The sequence below is a fragment of the Thalassolituus alkanivorans genome (assembly GCF_020447205.1).
GTDB lineage: Bacteria > Pseudomonadota > Gammaproteobacteria > Pseudomonadales > Oceanobacteraceae > Venatoribacter > Venatoribacter alkanivorans.
In genome coordinates this window covers 13,608-28,774 of sequence record NZ_JAJAEL010000004.1, presented here as the reverse complement: position 1 = coordinate 28,774, position 15,167 = coordinate 13,608, and the positions used below count along the sequence as shown (strand labels likewise).

Here is a 15,167-nt window from a genome sequence, read left to right as displayed (position 1 = left end):
GTGCCTATGACCGGTGCATCGTTTACCGCATCAACGGTGACATTAAAACTGGTGCTGTCGGTCAGGGCGCCATCGGATACCTGTACGGTGATACTGCCGGGGCCGTTGTAATTGGCTTGCGGTGTGATGGTTAAGGTGGTGCCGCTGATGCTGGCGCCAAGCTCGGTGGTTGCCGAGGTGATGCTGTACGTCAGGCTATCCCCATCAGCATCGGTCGCGCTCAGTGTTACATTCAGCGTGCCATCTTCATTCAGGGTTTTCGCGGTAATCGTTCCCATCTCCGGCGCGCTGTTGGCAGTTGCTGCCAGTGTCCAGCCGATGTCCGCCAGCAGATATTTGGCCAGGCCGGCGTCATCAAGAAACTCAGTGTACTGCGGTTCCATAATTTCATTGGGGGTGGCAGCAGTATCAAAATGGCTGACTGAGGACCCCGGGGTATAGCTTGTGGGGGCGTACATCTGCATGCGGCTATTGTTAACTCCAGCGCTGAAGCCACCCAGCTGAGCATTGGTTTGGGCACCATCCCAGACCAGATTGCCATTATTAATGGTGGCAGCTGCCCGCTGTGATTGGTTCAGGGTTGTCACCCGGGCACTTTGCGTCGCATCGTAAAGCAGTTTGCTGTAAGGGTCATAAACGTAATTACCATTGACCGTCGCACCAGTGCTGCCGTCAGGGTTCAGTAACGACAGAAAGCCCATACCGTGCATGATTTCATGTAAAACGACCGACAGCAGTGAATTACCGCTGCCGGCCGGATCATCAAATCCCAGATACCAGCCTGAGCTTTGTAAGCAGCCGGGATTACCAATGCCACTGTTGAACTGGGCGTTAATTTCGGTCGCTGCCGGGGTTACATCGCTGCCCTGCAGCTGGTTTGCCAGAGCATCGGCATACACCGTCCATTCACTGCCATCGTTAATAAACTCATAGTCGGCAGCACCGGCGCTGCCCAGTGTGGCGCTGTTGGTATCGCAGAAGAGTGGGTCAAAGGAGGAGTTGACGTTAACGGTGACGGCAATGTCGAAGGTTGCGTTAAGAATATCGGCAGCGCGGTTAAACACCGCCAGACGCTGCGCGCCTAAGGTAGTGGCTGTGTTACCGCCGATCGCGCTGACTGCAGTGGTATCGTTAAAGCCTTCGCCGGCACCATCGGCATTAACAATCTGAATGCCGGCAGCATAGGACTGAGCCGCACCGAACAGTGTCAAAGCAAAAAAAGAGACTTTCAGACAATGCATAACAGACCTCATGGCTTAGCGGGTTCAGTCGTGGCGGGAGCCATCTGGGGTTGTGGGGGTTGCGGGGGCGAAGCTGGCTCATCTGCGATGGGATAAACGATGCGCTCTTCGGTGCGCAGCTGACCGTTCTCATCGATAAAAGCCACAATAACCGTGTGATACTGGCCTTTGGCATCCATGGAGTAGCCGCCAGAGCGATTGGGTGTCAGCAGTAGCTGGCTTTGCGGAATCCGGCGCTGTTCGATATCGGCGGCTAACGCCGGTGGCAGGGAATACTCTCCCTCATCCTGAGGATGGGTATGCAATGGCCCTTTGGCTGTCAGAGTCAGATCTGGCTGGCGGATTGGCAGCGGCGAGGCCGGAGTCGTGTTGTCGGACTGGTTAACATCCGGCGTGGTAATAACGGGCGTCTGAGCAGCTGCTGATTGTTCAGGTTGCCCGGAATGACTACCGGCGACTTCTACCAGAGACTGCCGGCTTATCTGGCTGCCAATAATGACAGCCAGTGTCAGTGCAGAAAACCCCAGCAGTACAGCTACTTTCTTAGCGGATATCGTGTGTTTAACGGACATAACCCAGCCTGAACATCGGTGTGTTTAAAAGGCTAGTGGGTTATGCACAAATAACCACTGCACCGGGTAATGATTAGTTACGCCGTGTACTGTTGATTTTTATATTATTTCTCGTTTAAAGAGTTTTCAGGCGGTGCTTCCGTAACCCCTGTTATTGCCGCTTGCTCAGCGCGCGTTTGGTCAGGGCGGTGGCTTCGGCGCTGAGCGGGTCTTCCGGCCAGGGATGTTTCGGATAGCGGCCACGCATGTCTTTGCGCACCTCCGCATAGGTGTTACGCCAGAAGTGTGGCAGATCGCGGGTGACCTGCAGTGGCCGGCGCGCCGGTGACAGCAGATGAATCAGTAAGGGCAGGCGGCCGTTAAGAACGGCGGGCTGGCCCTCGTAGCCAAACATTTCCTGCAGTTTTACGGCCAGTACCGGCGGTTGATCCTGGGTGTCCTGGCGGTTCGGATCGTTGCTGTACTGCAGTTCAATGCGCGAGCCACTGGCAACCTGCCAGTGCGTCGGCAAGAGCTGTGCGAGCTGTTGCTGCTGTTCCCAGCTGAGCAGACTGAGCAGGGCATCGGCCAGCGCGATTTTATTAAGGTCACGCAGATTACGGGCGTTGTCGCAAAACGGCAGCAACCAGTCATCCAGCCGTTGCAGCAGGCCCTGATCGCTGACATCCGGCCATTTCTCGGCTTCAGCGCTGTTGTGATTCAGATACTGAGCTGCCAGCGCCATGCGGCTGCGTACGGTGTTGGCGTCATCCTGCCAGGGCAGGTCGCTCAGGCCACGCTGCATAAAGTAATCACGCCAGGCCTGTTGCCAGTCGGCGGCAGACAGCGCCGGCAGCGGCTTGCTGTTCAGGATCAGCTGTCCCAGACACTGATGGCGCAGGGCTTTCAGCTGGCCGCTGTCGTTCCAGCCAATCTCGGTGCGTTCACTGAACAGTTGTGGGGCGATTTCCTGTAAAGACGCCAGGCTGTTGCTGTGCAGCGTTGCCGCCAGACGGATACGGTCCGGCTGGCCGCCGCTGATATCGGCAATGGCCAGATAATCGACGTTGTGCAGATCGCTGTTATGTTGCAGTTCGGCGCCGCTGCCACCGCTCAAACGAAACGCTTGGGCATTAGCGCTGCGTTTCTGTGCGATGCGGTCGGGGAAAGCGAGGGCGATGACTAAACTGCAATCCAGGGCGGGGCTGCTATCCAGAGCAGGGCTGCCATCCGGAGTATTGGGCGAAGAGGTTGCCTGCAGCTGCCGCTGCCAGCGCTGTGCCAGCGGGCGAACGCGGTTATTCCATAAGCCCTGCTGGCGGCGCGCCTGGCTCAGCAGACGTTCGGCGTCATCGCTGTGACGCTGCTGGTGAGGCCATTCCTGCAGCACGGCAACCAGCTCACAGGCTTCTGCCGCCATACCCAGCTGTTGCGCACAGAGCAGGGCATGGGCCCAGCGTGGCTCGAGGCCGAGGTTGGCGCAGCGCTGGCCATGTTCGTTCAGGCGCAGCGGCGCATCAGGCTGCAGCATACCCAGCTGAGTCAGCACCTGCCGGGCCTGATTGAGGCTGGCGGCAGGCGGAGGCGTAAGCCATAGCAGATCGTTAAGATCCGCGCCCCAGTGCAGTAATTCCAGCAGCAGCGGCGCCAGATCGGCATCCAGAATTTCGGCGCGGATATGGGGCTCGCGCCGGCTTTGTTCTTCTTCGCGCCATAAGCGGTAGCAGAAGCCTTCTGCCTGACGTCCGGCGCGGCCTGCACGCTGGACACTGGATGCCTGCGAAATAGTACGGGTCTGCAGTTGGCTGATGCCACTGGCCGGAGAGAAGCTCATCCGCCGCTCAAGACCGGAATCCACCACAATGCGCACGCCATCAATGGTCAGCGAGCTTTCGGCAATGTTGGTGGCCAGAATGACTTTGCGTATGCCCGCGGGCGCGGGGGTCAGTGCGGTTTTCTGTTCACTGTCGCTCAGCTGGCCATGAAGGGGGGCAAGCAGTACTCCGCTCAGCGTCTCCTGCAGCAGTGTCTGCACGCGGCTGATGTCGGCGACACCGGGTAAAAACGCCAGCACATCGCCATTGTTATGAGCGTTGAGGGCTTCACGGATAACGCTGGCGCAGTGCTCGGCCAGACGGACGTTACTGTTTGGCAGAGGCCGGTAAAAATGACTGACCGCAAAACCACGGCCCGGGCTGTGCAACAGCGGCGCCTGCAGTTTGTCGCCGAGGCTGTCGGCATCAAGGGTGGCGGACATAACCAGCAGCCGCAGCTCCGGCCGCAACAGCTGCTGACACTGATGCGCCAGTGCCAGCGCCAGGTCGGAATGCAGGTTACGCTCGTGGAATTCATCGAAAATAATCAGCCCGACACCGTTAAGCTCAGGATCATCCTGCAGCATGCGGGTGAGAATACCTTCGGTGACCACCTCAATCCGGGTAGCGGCTGATACCTTTTGCTCCAGCCGGATGCGGTAGCCGACGGTTTCACCAGCCGCTTCATGCAGCTGCTGCGCCATAAAGCGCGCAGCATTACGGGCGGCCAGGCGACGGGGTTCCAGTATGATGATCTTCTGCCCGCCGAGCCAGTCTTCCTGCAGCAGAGCCAGTGGTACGCGGGTGGTTTTACCAGCACCGGGTTCGGCACTCAGCAGCACATTCATATGCGTGCTCAGCTGTATGCTCAGGTCAGGCAGAAGCGGATCAATGGGCAGGGCAGAGGGTGGTAATGGCGAGTCAGGCGATGTGGTCACAACAGCAGCTTTGTTCCGTCAGAAAAGACTTATGCTACCATGGCCTGACTATGGCGGCGTCCTGCTATCAGCGATAGGAGCAATAATGTCAGAGCCTAAAGAATCCGGAAGTACCGTGGTGGATTTTCGCCAGGCTGGTGAAAAGCACCGTCATGCGCGTATGCATGATGAAAAAGAAGCCAAAGTGGAAGCCATGCGTGAGCGCTTTGCGGCGGCATTGCCGGATAAAAAAACACCGGTTAAAGATTATCTGAAGAAAAAACGGGCAAAGAAAAAGCGCTGAGATCAGTCGCGCCCGGTACCGGCTTTATAGCCCTGCAGAAATTTCAGCAGATCAGGCTCTGGCAAAGGTTTTGCCAATAAGTAGCCCTGAATATTGTCACAATCTTTGCTGCGCAGCAGGGCCTCTTCTTCTTCTGTTTCTACCCCTTCAGCAATCACGCTCATATTCAGGCTGTGGCCTAGGGTAATAATGGTATCCACCAATGCCTGCTTACGGGGATTGGCAGTCATCTGATGAATAAAGCTGCGGTCGATTTTCAGTTTATCGGCGGGAAACGCGGCCAGATACGACAGCGATGAGAAACCGGTACCGAAGTCATCGAGTGCAACGCGTATTCCGGCCTGTTGCAGTTTTTGCAGAAAGGTGCGGGTTTCCTGTTGATTACGGATCAGCAGACTCTCGGTAATTTCAACCAGCAGACTACCGTGTGAAACTCCGGATTCTTCAACCTGAGCAATAATTTTATCGGCCAGGCTATGGTCATAAAATTCGGCGGTGGACACGTTAACAGCAATCGGAACATGAAGTCCCTGTTGCTGCAGGCGATTGATCATGGCCAGGGCTTCCTGTCTGACCCATTGGCCGATTTCACGGATCATGCCGGTTTTTTCCGCTAATGGAATAAACAGATCCGGGCGTACCAGTCCCCGTTCCGGATGATTCCAGCGAATCAGCGCTTCCAGCTGCACAATGCAATTGTCACTGAGGCGTTTTATTGGCTGATAATGCAGCTCCAGCTGATTACGGCTGACGGCAAAATGCATTTCCTGATGCAGTAAAGCCTGGGTTTTTGCCGCTTCGAACATGGCCGGTGTAAAAAAAGCGTAGCCATTGCGGCCGGCATTTTTCGCCGCATAAACCGCCTGTTCGGCAGCCTTGAGTAATTGTTCCAGAGTGCTGCCATCACCGGGGTAGCAACTGATGCCGATACTGGAAGAAATGCGGCAGTCGCGCATCTGGCGGATGGTCAGGCTGCGGCTGACATTTTTCAGTAATTTGTCGGCTAACTCCCGCAGCGCCTGCTGATCGTGTTCACCGGTAATAATAAAACCAAATTCGTCGCCACCGAGGCGGGCAATGGTGTCCTGTGGACGCATGCTCTGTTGCAGGCGGGTGCCGACCTTAACCAGTAATTCATCACCGGCATCGTGACCCAGGGTATCGTTGATTTCTTTAAAGTAATCGAGGTCCATCAGCAACACAGAAAACGCGCGTTGCTTACGTCGCCCCTGTTCCAGAGTCCAGTTCAGGCGTTCATAAAACAGATTGCGGTTGGGCAGGCTGGTGAGCAGATCGTAGCTGGCCTGATACTGAATGGTTTCTTCCGAGCGTTTACGTTCGCTGATGTCGCTGATCAGGGCAACGTAACGTTTGATCTCGTTTTGTTCATTACGGACGACGGAAAAGCACAGCTCGGCATTAAAGCGTTCACCATTACGGCGGCTGATCAGCAGCTCGGTTGTCCAGCTGCGCCAGGATGGCAATTTATCGAGGATGTCGCGGTACTGCTGCAGGGATTTACTATCGGCGGAGAAGAAACCGGGTTTGCGGCTGAGCACTTCAGCGGCGGGGTAACCGGTTATCTGACTGAAAGCCGGATTAACTTCGACAATATTAAATTCGCTGTCGGTAATAATCAGCCCCAGCGGCAGATGCTGGGTAATGGTTTCGGTCAGCTGGCGGTGGTTCTGGGCGCGGCGGAATTCGATACTGGCCTGAGCCAGGCGGGCGGCTTCGTGAATCAGCAGCAGGTCGAGGCAGGTCGGATGGCGCACCTCACGATAGTAAAGGCCAAATACGCCGAGCACCGTACCCTTACTGCCCACAATCGGCTGCGACCAGCAGGCCCGCAGATTGGCCTGAGCAGCCAGCTCGCGGTAATCCTGCCAGTAAGGATGACGCTGAATATCCTCAACAATGACCAGCCGCGAGGTGGCTGCAGCGGTACCACAGGAACCGACCCCCTCACCAATGCTGAGATCATTCATTGCTGCGACGTAAAAATCAGGAAGGTTTGGCGCTGCGCCGGGAAGCAGGCGTTTGCCGTCATCGCTGAGCAGCATGATGGAGGCAATACAGTCGGGTTGTTTTTCCTGAATCAGCAGTACCAGTTCATTCAGCAGCATTTCCAGCGGACGGCCACTGAGCAGCATTTCCAGAAAATGGTTATAGCGGCCAATACCGAGACGAGAAACGTCACTCAGACCATGCTGGATAGAATTTTGGGGCATACACTGCATTCAGATGAAGACTGAACCCAAGTGTAGCGGTATCTGCAGGATTTGAAACCGCTGTCGCAGGAATGGGGCCTGTGCAAAGCGGGAATGAGAGGGTATTTATTCTGTGGTTGCGCTGGATCAGGAAAAAGCACCACTTCCGGAAATCCGGAGGCGGTGCTTTTTATCAGCGTCAGATATTACGCACCGACCAGAGACTGGCCACAGACACGGACGATGTTACCGCTGACACCGGAAGCCGCCGGATTGGCAAAAAACGCGATGGTTTCCGCCACATCAACCGGCTTACCGCCCTGCGACAGAGAGTTCAGGCGACGGCCGATTTCACGGGTCATCAGCGGGATGGCATCGGTCATCGCGGTTTCGATAAAGCCCGGTGCCACGGCATTGATGGTGATGTCTTTGGCCATCAGTTCGTCAGCCATGTACTGCACATAACCGATCACACCGGCTTTGGAGGCCGCGTAGTTGGTCTGACCGGTCTGGCCGGCGATACCGTTCATGGACGATACGCAGATAATGCGGCCGCCGTTGTTCAGCGTACCCTGTTCAAACAGCACGTGGTTGATGCGCTCTTCCGCCGACAGGTTGATGTCGATAGTCATGTTCCACCAGTGTTCCGGCATATTGGCCAGGGTCTTGTCGCGGGTGATACCGGCGTTATGCACGATGATGTCACCACCGCCCATTTCTTTCAGTTTGTCGGAAATCTGTTGTGGTGCCTCGGCGGAGGAGATATCACCGAGCAGGGTTTCGCCACCGATTTCGGCCATCACGCGGCGCAGATCGCCTTCTGCTGGCGGAATATCCAGACCCAGAACGGTCGCGCCGTCGCGCGCCAGAGTACGGGCGATGGATTCACCAATACCACGGGAAGCACCGGTCACCAGCGCGACTTTACCGGCCAGCGGCTTGTGCCAATCCGGGTAGGCAACGTCCTGCGCTTTACGCACGGTCAGCACCTGGCCATCGACATAAGCGGACTTGGCGGAGATTACGAAGCGGAAGGCCGCATCAAGGTTTTTCTCAGCACCGGTTTCAACGTAGATTGCCTGAGCGGTGGCGCTTTTCTTGCCGATTTCTTTCGCTACAGAACGGGAGAAACCTTCCAGTGCACGCATGGCGGCCGCCTGTTCGCCGGTGGCGGCTTTCATATGTGGACGACCCAGTACGATCACACGACCATTGCTGTTCAGCTTACGCATCACCGGGTTAAAGAAGTAATACAGCTGGTTCAGGTCGGCGGTGTCGGCAAAGCCGGAAGCATCGAATACAAAGGCATCGAACTTGTCGGTCATATCGGCACTGCATTCGATGCCGACAGCTTTGATACCGTGCTCGCCGGCGGCGGCCACGATGGCGGCAGCGGTTTTTGCTGCTGCCGGGAAGAATACGCTGGCCTTGGCATCTTTCAGGTTGCGCATGATGTCACTCAGCAGCGCGGCGTTTTCGCAGGCGCCGATCAGCACACGGCCTTCAAAGTAAGTCGCCTGATTCGGGTTGTAGCGTTTCAGTTCAATCGATTTGGGCAGAACTGATTTCATCAGACTGCGGCCCATACTGCTGTCGAGTACAGATTCAATAAAATTGCTCATGGTCGGGTCCTGATTAACACACAGATAACAAAGAAAATGGCACAGCGCCGGACGGTAGCAGATTACAGCAGCAATTATCAGGAGTGAAATTGACCAGATAAGAGGGGAAAACTGTCACTTCAGCCAATGCCAGCCATTGTGCGGGCGCTAAACTGAGCAGCGTTTATGGCAGAGTACGCTGAGCCTGCCGTTGTGATATCTATGTTTACCCAATAATCAGAACCAATACAGGATTTCCGGCATGACCAAGAGCAGTGCTAAACAGACCATCCGCCGCGTAGCCATCATTGGCGGTAACCGTGTTCCTTTTGCGCGTTCCAACACCGCGTATTCCTATGCCTCTAACCAGGACATGCTGACCGCAGCGCTGAATGGTCTGGTTAACCGTTACAACCTGCAGGGCGAGCAGATTGGCGAATTCATTGCCGGTGCGGTAATCAAGCACAGCCGTGACTTTAACCTCGCGCGTGAAACCCTGCTCAGTACCGCCCTCGACCCACGTACTCCGGGTGTTGATATTCAGCAGGCCTGTGGTACCGGTCTGCAGGCCATCATTATGGCGGCGAATAAAATTGCCCTGGGCCAGATCGACAGCGCGATTGCCGGTGGTTCCGATACCACTTCCGATGCGCCGATCGGTGTGAACGAAGGCCTGCGTAAAATCCTGCTGGACGTAAACCGCGCCAAGACCACCGGTGAAAAGCTCAAGCTGCTGGCGAAAATCCGCCCTAAGCATCTGGCGCCGCTGGTACCGCGCAACGGCGAGCCACGCACCAATCTGTCCATGGGTGAGCACACCGAGCTGACGGTAAAAGAGTGGGGCATCTCGCGTGAAGAGCAGGACGAAATCGCCTTTAACAGCCACACCAATCTGCTGGCCGCTTACGACCGTGGTTTCTTCGATGATCTGGTCAGCCCTTACCTGGGTCTGGAAAAAGATAACCTGGCGCGCACGCCGAATCTGGAAAAGCTGGCCAGCCTGAAACCAGCTTTCGATAAGAAATCCGGCAAAGGCACGCTGACCGCAGGTAACTCCTCGGCGCTGACCGATGGTGCTTCTGTGGTTCTGCTGGCGTCTGAAGAGTGGGCGAAAGCACACAACCTGCCGGTTAAGGCTTACCTGAGCTTCCATGAAACCGCATCTGTCGATTTCTTCGGTAAAGACGGTAATAAAGATAAAGAAGGTCTGCTGCTGGCACCGGCTTATGCCGTACCGCGTATGCTGGAACGCGCTGGTCTGACCCTGCAAGACTTTGATTTCTACGAAATCCACGAAGCCTTTGCCGGCGTTGTCGCCTCCACCCTGAAAGCCTGGGAAGACGAGAAATTCTGCAAAGAAAAACTCGGTCTGGACAAGCCGCTGGGCAGCATCGACCGCAGCAAACTGAACGTGAACGGTTCTTCTATTGCGACCGGCCATCCGTTTGCAGCCACCGGTGGCCGTATTGTGGCCTCGCTGGCGAAAATGCTGGAAGTGAAAGGTTCAGGCCGTGGTCTGATTTCGATCTGTGCCGCTGGCGGTCAGGGCGTTGTGGCTATTCTGGAACGCTGAGCGTTCAGCAACGACAGACCAAAGACACAATAACTACACTCTCACCTCATAATACTTATAAATTTAACCCCGCTTTGCGGGGTTTTTTTATGGGCCGAAAAACAGGGTTGTGTAGCTGGCACAGCCGCAGCGCAATGTGTAAAGTCAGCCGCGTCAGCTTTGTGAGCCGACTGCAGCAGATAAAAAGCAGAACAACAAAAGAAGAAACAGAATGAATAAATGGCTGGCCTTAAGCGGGCTTTATATTGTGCAGGGTTTACCCCACGGCTTTTTCGGGCAGGCTATGCCGGCGCTGATGCGTAAGCAGGGCATGGACCTGACCATTATTGGTCTGTTGTCTTTACTGGCGCTGCCCTGGGCGCTGAAGTTTATCTGGGCGCCCTGGCTCGACCGTATTTCTCTGCGTAAACAGGAATTCCGCCGCAGCTGGATTCTGACCATGAATTACAGCGCGGTGGCGGTATTGGTTGTGATTGCCAGTCAGCCACTGGATTTATGGACCGGGCAGGCGATGGCGGTGTTTGTCGGCCTGCTGTTAATGCTGAATACCCTGATGGCGACGCAGGATATCGCCACCGATGCCATGGCCGTAGAAAACCTGCCGCCGGAGCAGCGCGGTATCGGTAATGGAATTCAGGTCGCCGGTTACCGGGTCGGGATGATTCTGGCCGGTGGCGCGCTGGTGTCGCTGTATCCGCTGCTGGGCTGGCAGAATTCATTGTTGCTGCTGGCGTTGCTGATGCTATTGGGCTCGCTGCCGTTGTGGTGGTTTAAGCCGCAGCCGCATGTGGTTGACCGCCAGCCGTTGTGGCCTTTGTGGCTGGGCTTTTTCCGCCTGAAATACGCCGCCTTCTGGCTGCTGTTTCTGCTGGTGTATAAATTCGGTGATGCCTTTGGTACGCCGATGATCCGGCCGATGCTGAGCGATGCCGGAGTGACGCTGGAGCAGATGGGCTTGATTCTGGGAACCGTGGGTTTTCTGGCCGGTCTGCTTGGTGCGCTGGGTGGTGGTTGGCTGGTCGGTAAACTCGGACGGCAAAGCGCATTGCTCGGATTTTTATTGCTCGAAGCGCTGGCGCTGCTGTCGTATCTCGGCCTGCAGCCGGCGGCAGGGCAGGCGCCGGACTGGCTGCATATTTATCTGGCGGTGATCGTTGAGCACATTGCCGGTGGTATGGCGACGGCGGCGTTATTTACCGTAATGATGGACCGTTGCCGCGAACACTGTGCCGCCGCCGATTATGCCCTGCAAAGCTGTCTGGTGATTATTGCCGGTATGCTGGCCGGTGCACTTTCCGGTTTCAGCGCCAAAACTCTGGGGTATGATGGCCACTTTGTGCTGTCAGCCATATTGTGTGTGGCGGCGATGAGTGCGGTCTGGGCGCTGGTACAGCGCGGTTTACTGCCGTCACGCAAGGCATTGGTCTGAGTGAACACAGGCTCTGCAGACAAAACGAGCGGACAGGACGACCAGGCAAAACGAACAGGTAAGAAGAGAGTTATGAACGACACAGCCATTGATTTTCACCTCGACACCAAAGGGCTGTTCTGCCCGGAACCGGTGATGATGCTGCACAACCAGATCCGCGATATGCAGATTGGTCAGGTGGTGGAAATTCTCGCCACCGACCCTTCGACCCGGCGCGATTTTTTAAAATTCTGCAATTTCCTGGAACATGAATTATTGCTGCAGGAAGAGGTTGATGGCGTATTCCGTTTTCTGATTAAAAAGGCGAGTGACGATGAGTGAGTCTGATATCAGCGGGTCATTTGGTATGAGAAGGGAATCGCAGAGCGAACCTGAAGAAAACCCGCTGGAAGCAATCCGCCGTATGCGCCAGCAAAAACTCCACGCCTGTGCGTTAAAACAGAAGGCAGAAATGGAAGAGATGCTGGCTACAGCGGATGAAAAAGCCAAACCTCAGAGTCAGGAAAGCGCAGACTGAGTTACTAATATGTAGTAGTTCAGACCCGATCTGACAGTTGCCCGTTTTAACTTGGTGCCTGTCAGGTTACATCTGGGTTAAATTCATTTGAATACTACCAGGTCTTTCCTGGCTGAGTATATTTGGGCATTGGACACCTCATCAGTTTGACTTTGGTGTCCGTTAAAGCGGGGGAAGATCATTGTCCTTGTTAAACAGCTTGTTATGCTACATTTATAGGTTTGCTAGATGAAATTAGTACTCGATGCGCTAAGAAGTTAGCTAGCTGAATATCGTATTCCAAAAATTTAACCTCTTTGCTTTGAGGGTGAAGTACTTCTAATTCTCCCTCAGCACCTTTTGTATGAACTATTCGACACCGAATATTATAGAATCTTTGCCATACCTGTCTCAGTAACTCGTCATCTTCAGAGTTTGAATTAATCTTATATTCAGATAATTTAACAGCATTTTTTGAGCGAAAGTACTCCTCTCTTTCACTCTCAGATTTTAACCAATCACGAAGTAAAGATGCATCAATGCATTCTTTGAAAGTAGATTCAAGTTGGGAAAGTTCTGACCTAGCAGACGAAGCTGTTTTAACTATATTAAAAATTCTTGCAATGTCTTTTTCATTGTGAGAATTAAAACATGGGTCTTTAAGAGCATTAGCAACTTTCTTCTGAGCTGCTAGTTCAGAATATATTGGATAATAAAACTCGATAACTTGATAAAGAGCTAAATATTGCAATAAAGGCATGCCAAGAGCAGATTGTGCGTACCAGTATAATGATAATGCTTCACTATCATATTTTTGATTTACAGCGGTTAGCTCAAAATTTTCTGTAGCTGCTCTATTAGTTTTAACCCTTGAATAATTTCGCTCTACTGCAAGCATTAATGGTAGGTTGGTCTTACAGTCAAATTGGAAGCAGATTGATGCAAAAATAGTTTCAATGACTTCTTTTGCTTTGTCATGATTAGTAACTCCCATGCCAGTCACTTTTAGACTAGTAAACCAACCCTTTCTTCTATCAAATCTATCTACAGTAATTATTGGGCGGGGACGATTTGTGTCCTTATATTCGTCTAGTAGATGGAATTCATCTGTAACTTCAGAGAGCTCTACTTTTACATCAGGTATATGTGTTTCAATGTATACCTTTCCATTTTCAGAAACATCTTCATTATTCCGAAACATTCTTTCAAAAGGGAACCCTCTCTGTGGTAGCTCCACTTCACATTCAACTACATCATGCTCTTGAGACCATATAGCCTCGTAACCCTCAATATACCTATAATCAAGAAATTTAAGCTCACGTTCAATAGCTAACCGGGCAATTTCTTCATTTAGTTTTAGGTATTCGAAGCCGCGTGCTTTAGGGATTTTAATTTTTAAAATATTCCCTCTAGCTTCTTGCTCAAATTCAACAGATTTTGTTGCGCAGTTAGTAGAAATTGCTTCAATGCTCAATGGTTGCTCCTTTGCGGCATAACGCCCACATTTGCAGCTGTTTTGGAACGCAGCGGAAAATCAGTCCGACAACATGTGTTTGTTAGGCTAAAGCTCGAGTGCGCTCCATGAATAATATGTACGTATCAAAGAATTCACTTGAGTCAAAAATTAACTCTTCAATTGTGTCTAGCATTAACTTCTGGTGCTTGGACCCATTAGGATAATCTTTATATGGTATTTCAATGTAAGAGCCTTTAGGGGGATTACAGGGAAAGGAGTGCCTACCTACTAAATCTACAATACGCTTCGCGACTATTGTTAGTCTTCTAAATATATAACTTATTTCTTCATCTGAGAAATATACATTAGGGTTCCTCTCTAGCTCTATAAAATCGTATAAGGGATAAATAAGGCGACTATCAAAGTTAGGATAGAATGGCTCCTCCTTGAGGGGAACAATAAAAGATTCATAGTTTAATCCCGCCTTAACCCTCTTAATGGAATATCTATCGCTATCCTTCACATTAGAAGATTCAATGCTTCCATAAAACCTTTCTGCCACAGCTTTATGCTTATTGATTAATGATTCAATATCATCCCAAAACAAAACACCAACATCAAACAGTCCGTTTTCCCGATTGGAAATGCTAGTGGACCGGATGTAATCTTGAACTTTTGTAGTTCTAGGTGCAGTAGTGACAAATATTAGCGTTTGCAGATCTGATGGAAATAGTTTTGCTTTCTCTATCTCCATTTTTATCTCTTCTATATCTATATTTTTTTCTGGGTATATCTGTTTACCTTTACACTGAATTCCTGTGTATTTTCCTGAGTTTTCAGATTTCCCATAGATATCAACCCCATGCTGAGTCGATCCCTGCCGACCATACCTCTGGGCTAAATCATCATTCCATTCTCTCTTGAAAAGATCAGAGCACAACTCTTCAAAATCATCCCAAGATTTTAGTGGTGGATATTGATATTTTATCAATTTATAACCCTATGCATGAGTTTAAACTAAAGCCTAACAGTTTCTTAGTAGGCATGCTCATTAACATACCTAAGCCCTTATTCAGATTCTCAGCCTAAGCCACAGTCCGGGCTGTAAAAATCATCGTTATTTTCTTTCTTGTCAGGATATAAACGCGCATGCGCACTTTTACCCTGAACTGCTCTTTAGACTTTGCAGCTATCACTTTCCGACAGTAACCAGCGTTTATCTGTTCTTTTTATTCCAGGCACGCTGCCGCCCGTCCTTGTATACGCAGGGCAGGAATCGCGTGGTTTTATTATTCGGGATTGTAAGCGGGGAGGGCATGTGTCCGGACGGTGTGTTTGTACGATATAGCGGCATCCCTGCTTTGGGTCGAGAGTACTGAAATTCGGGGTTAGGTTCAATAATTGATAAAACTGGTTACAAGTGGCAAGAGGCGACAATGGCTTTGGTGGGCAGTGCCCACCCTACCATCAGCGTGAGCGTATGGCTGGCCTGTCGCGGATAAGATCCGCTCCCACAGTGCAGTGTCTGCTTTGAAATATGGCTTCGGGCTTTAGCTTGTGCGCCTGCAGGACGCT

General features: G+C 52.5%; 12 protein-coding genes. 5 read left to right on the top strand and 7 right to left on the bottom strand.

Annotation, left to right across the window (positions count from 1 at the left end; translation table 11 throughout):
• The 3 genes from LGT44_RS00985 to hrpB all read right to left on the bottom strand — a co-directional run.
• On the bottom strand, positions 1 to 1,241 hold a 1,241-nt coding region (locus LGT44_RS00985; RefSeq protein ID WP_230333512.1), incomplete at its 3' end, for an Ig-like domain-containing protein.
• Between the two features lie 8 nt (positions 1,242 to 1,249).
• Positions 1,250 to 1,813: a hypothetical protein gene (locus tag LGT44_RS00980; protein WP_230333510.1), complete on the bottom strand. Its 564-nt coding sequence runs from the start codon at positions 1,811 to 1,813 to the stop codon at positions 1,250 to 1,252.
• Between the two features lie 151 nt (positions 1,814 to 1,964).
• Positions 1,965 to 4,544, bottom strand: coding sequence for an ATP-dependent helicase HrpB (gene hrpB / locus LGT44_RS00975; protein ID WP_230333508.1), 2,580 nt, complete (start codon positions 4,542 to 4,544; stop codon positions 1,965 to 1,967).
• 85 nt (positions 4,545 to 4,629) lie between these two features.
• Between hrpB and LGT44_RS00970 the strand changes: the two genes are divergently transcribed.
• Complete coding sequence (locus LGT44_RS00970; RefSeq protein ID WP_145469509.1) at positions 4,630 to 4,827, top strand: tRNA (uracil-5-)-methyltransferase; 198 nt, start codon at positions 4,630 to 4,632, stop codon at positions 4,825 to 4,827.
• Between the two features lie 2 nt (positions 4,828 to 4,829).
• Here the strand turns inward: LGT44_RS00970 and LGT44_RS00965 are convergent, their stop codons facing one another.
• Together LGT44_RS00965 and LGT44_RS00960 are read right to left on the bottom strand one after the other, a co-directional pair.
• Positions 4,830 to 7,058, bottom strand: coding sequence for a putative bifunctional diguanylate cyclase/phosphodiesterase (locus tag LGT44_RS00965; protein WP_230333506.1), 2,229 nt, complete (start codon positions 7,056 to 7,058; stop codon positions 4,830 to 4,832).
• 185 nt (positions 7,059 to 7,243) lie between these two features.
• Positions 7,244 to 8,659, bottom strand: a complete 1,416-nt coding sequence (locus tag LGT44_RS00960; RefSeq protein WP_230333504.1) for a 3-oxoacyl-ACP reductase — start codon at positions 8,657 to 8,659, stop codon at positions 7,244 to 7,246.
• Positions 8,660 to 8,900: 241 nt separating this feature from the next.
• Between LGT44_RS00960 and LGT44_RS00955 the strand changes: the two genes are divergently transcribed.
• The 4 genes from LGT44_RS00955 (at position 8,901) to LGT44_RS00940 (ending at position 12,157) form a co-directional block, all read left to right on the top strand.
• Positions 8,901 to 10,211, top strand: coding sequence for an acetyl-CoA C-acetyltransferase (locus LGT44_RS00955; RefSeq protein ID WP_230333502.1), 1,311 nt, complete (start codon positions 8,901 to 8,903; stop codon positions 10,209 to 10,211).
• A gap of 211 nt (positions 10,212 to 10,422) precedes the next feature.
• Entirely contained in the window at positions 10,423 to 11,640 is a 1,218-nt protein-coding gene (locus LGT44_RS00950; protein ID WP_230333500.1) for an MFS transporter, read from the top strand.
• Between the two features lie 72 nt (positions 11,641 to 11,712).
• Positions 11,713 to 11,961: a sulfurtransferase TusA gene (gene tusA, locus LGT44_RS00945; protein WP_230331709.1), complete on the top strand. Its 249-nt coding sequence runs from the start codon at positions 11,713 to 11,715 to the stop codon at positions 11,959 to 11,961.
• Positions 11,954 to 12,157, top strand: coding sequence for a hypothetical protein (locus LGT44_RS00940; protein WP_230331708.1), 204 nt, complete (start codon positions 11,954 to 11,956; stop codon positions 12,155 to 12,157). Before tusA ends, LGT44_RS00940 begins: the two co-directional genes overlap by 8 nt.
• A 202-nt stretch (positions 12,158 to 12,359) precedes the next feature.
• On the opposite strand, the gene LGT44_RS00935 is transcribed toward LGT44_RS00940, so the two are convergent.
• Together LGT44_RS00935 and LGT44_RS00930 are read right to left on the bottom strand one after the other, a co-directional pair.
• Complete coding sequence (locus LGT44_RS00935; RefSeq protein ID WP_230331707.1) at positions 12,360 to 13,610, bottom strand: hypothetical protein; 1,251 nt, start codon at positions 13,608 to 13,610, stop codon at positions 12,360 to 12,362.
• A gap of 82 nt (positions 13,611 to 13,692) precedes the next feature.
• Positions 13,693 to 14,583 carry a restriction endonuclease gene (locus tag LGT44_RS00930; protein ID WP_230331706.1) on the bottom strand — a complete coding sequence of 297 codons (891 nt, stop codon included), beginning with the start codon at positions 14,581 to 14,583 and terminating at the stop codon, positions 13,693 to 13,695.
• Between the last annotated feature and the right edge of the window lie 584 nt (positions 14,584 to 15,167).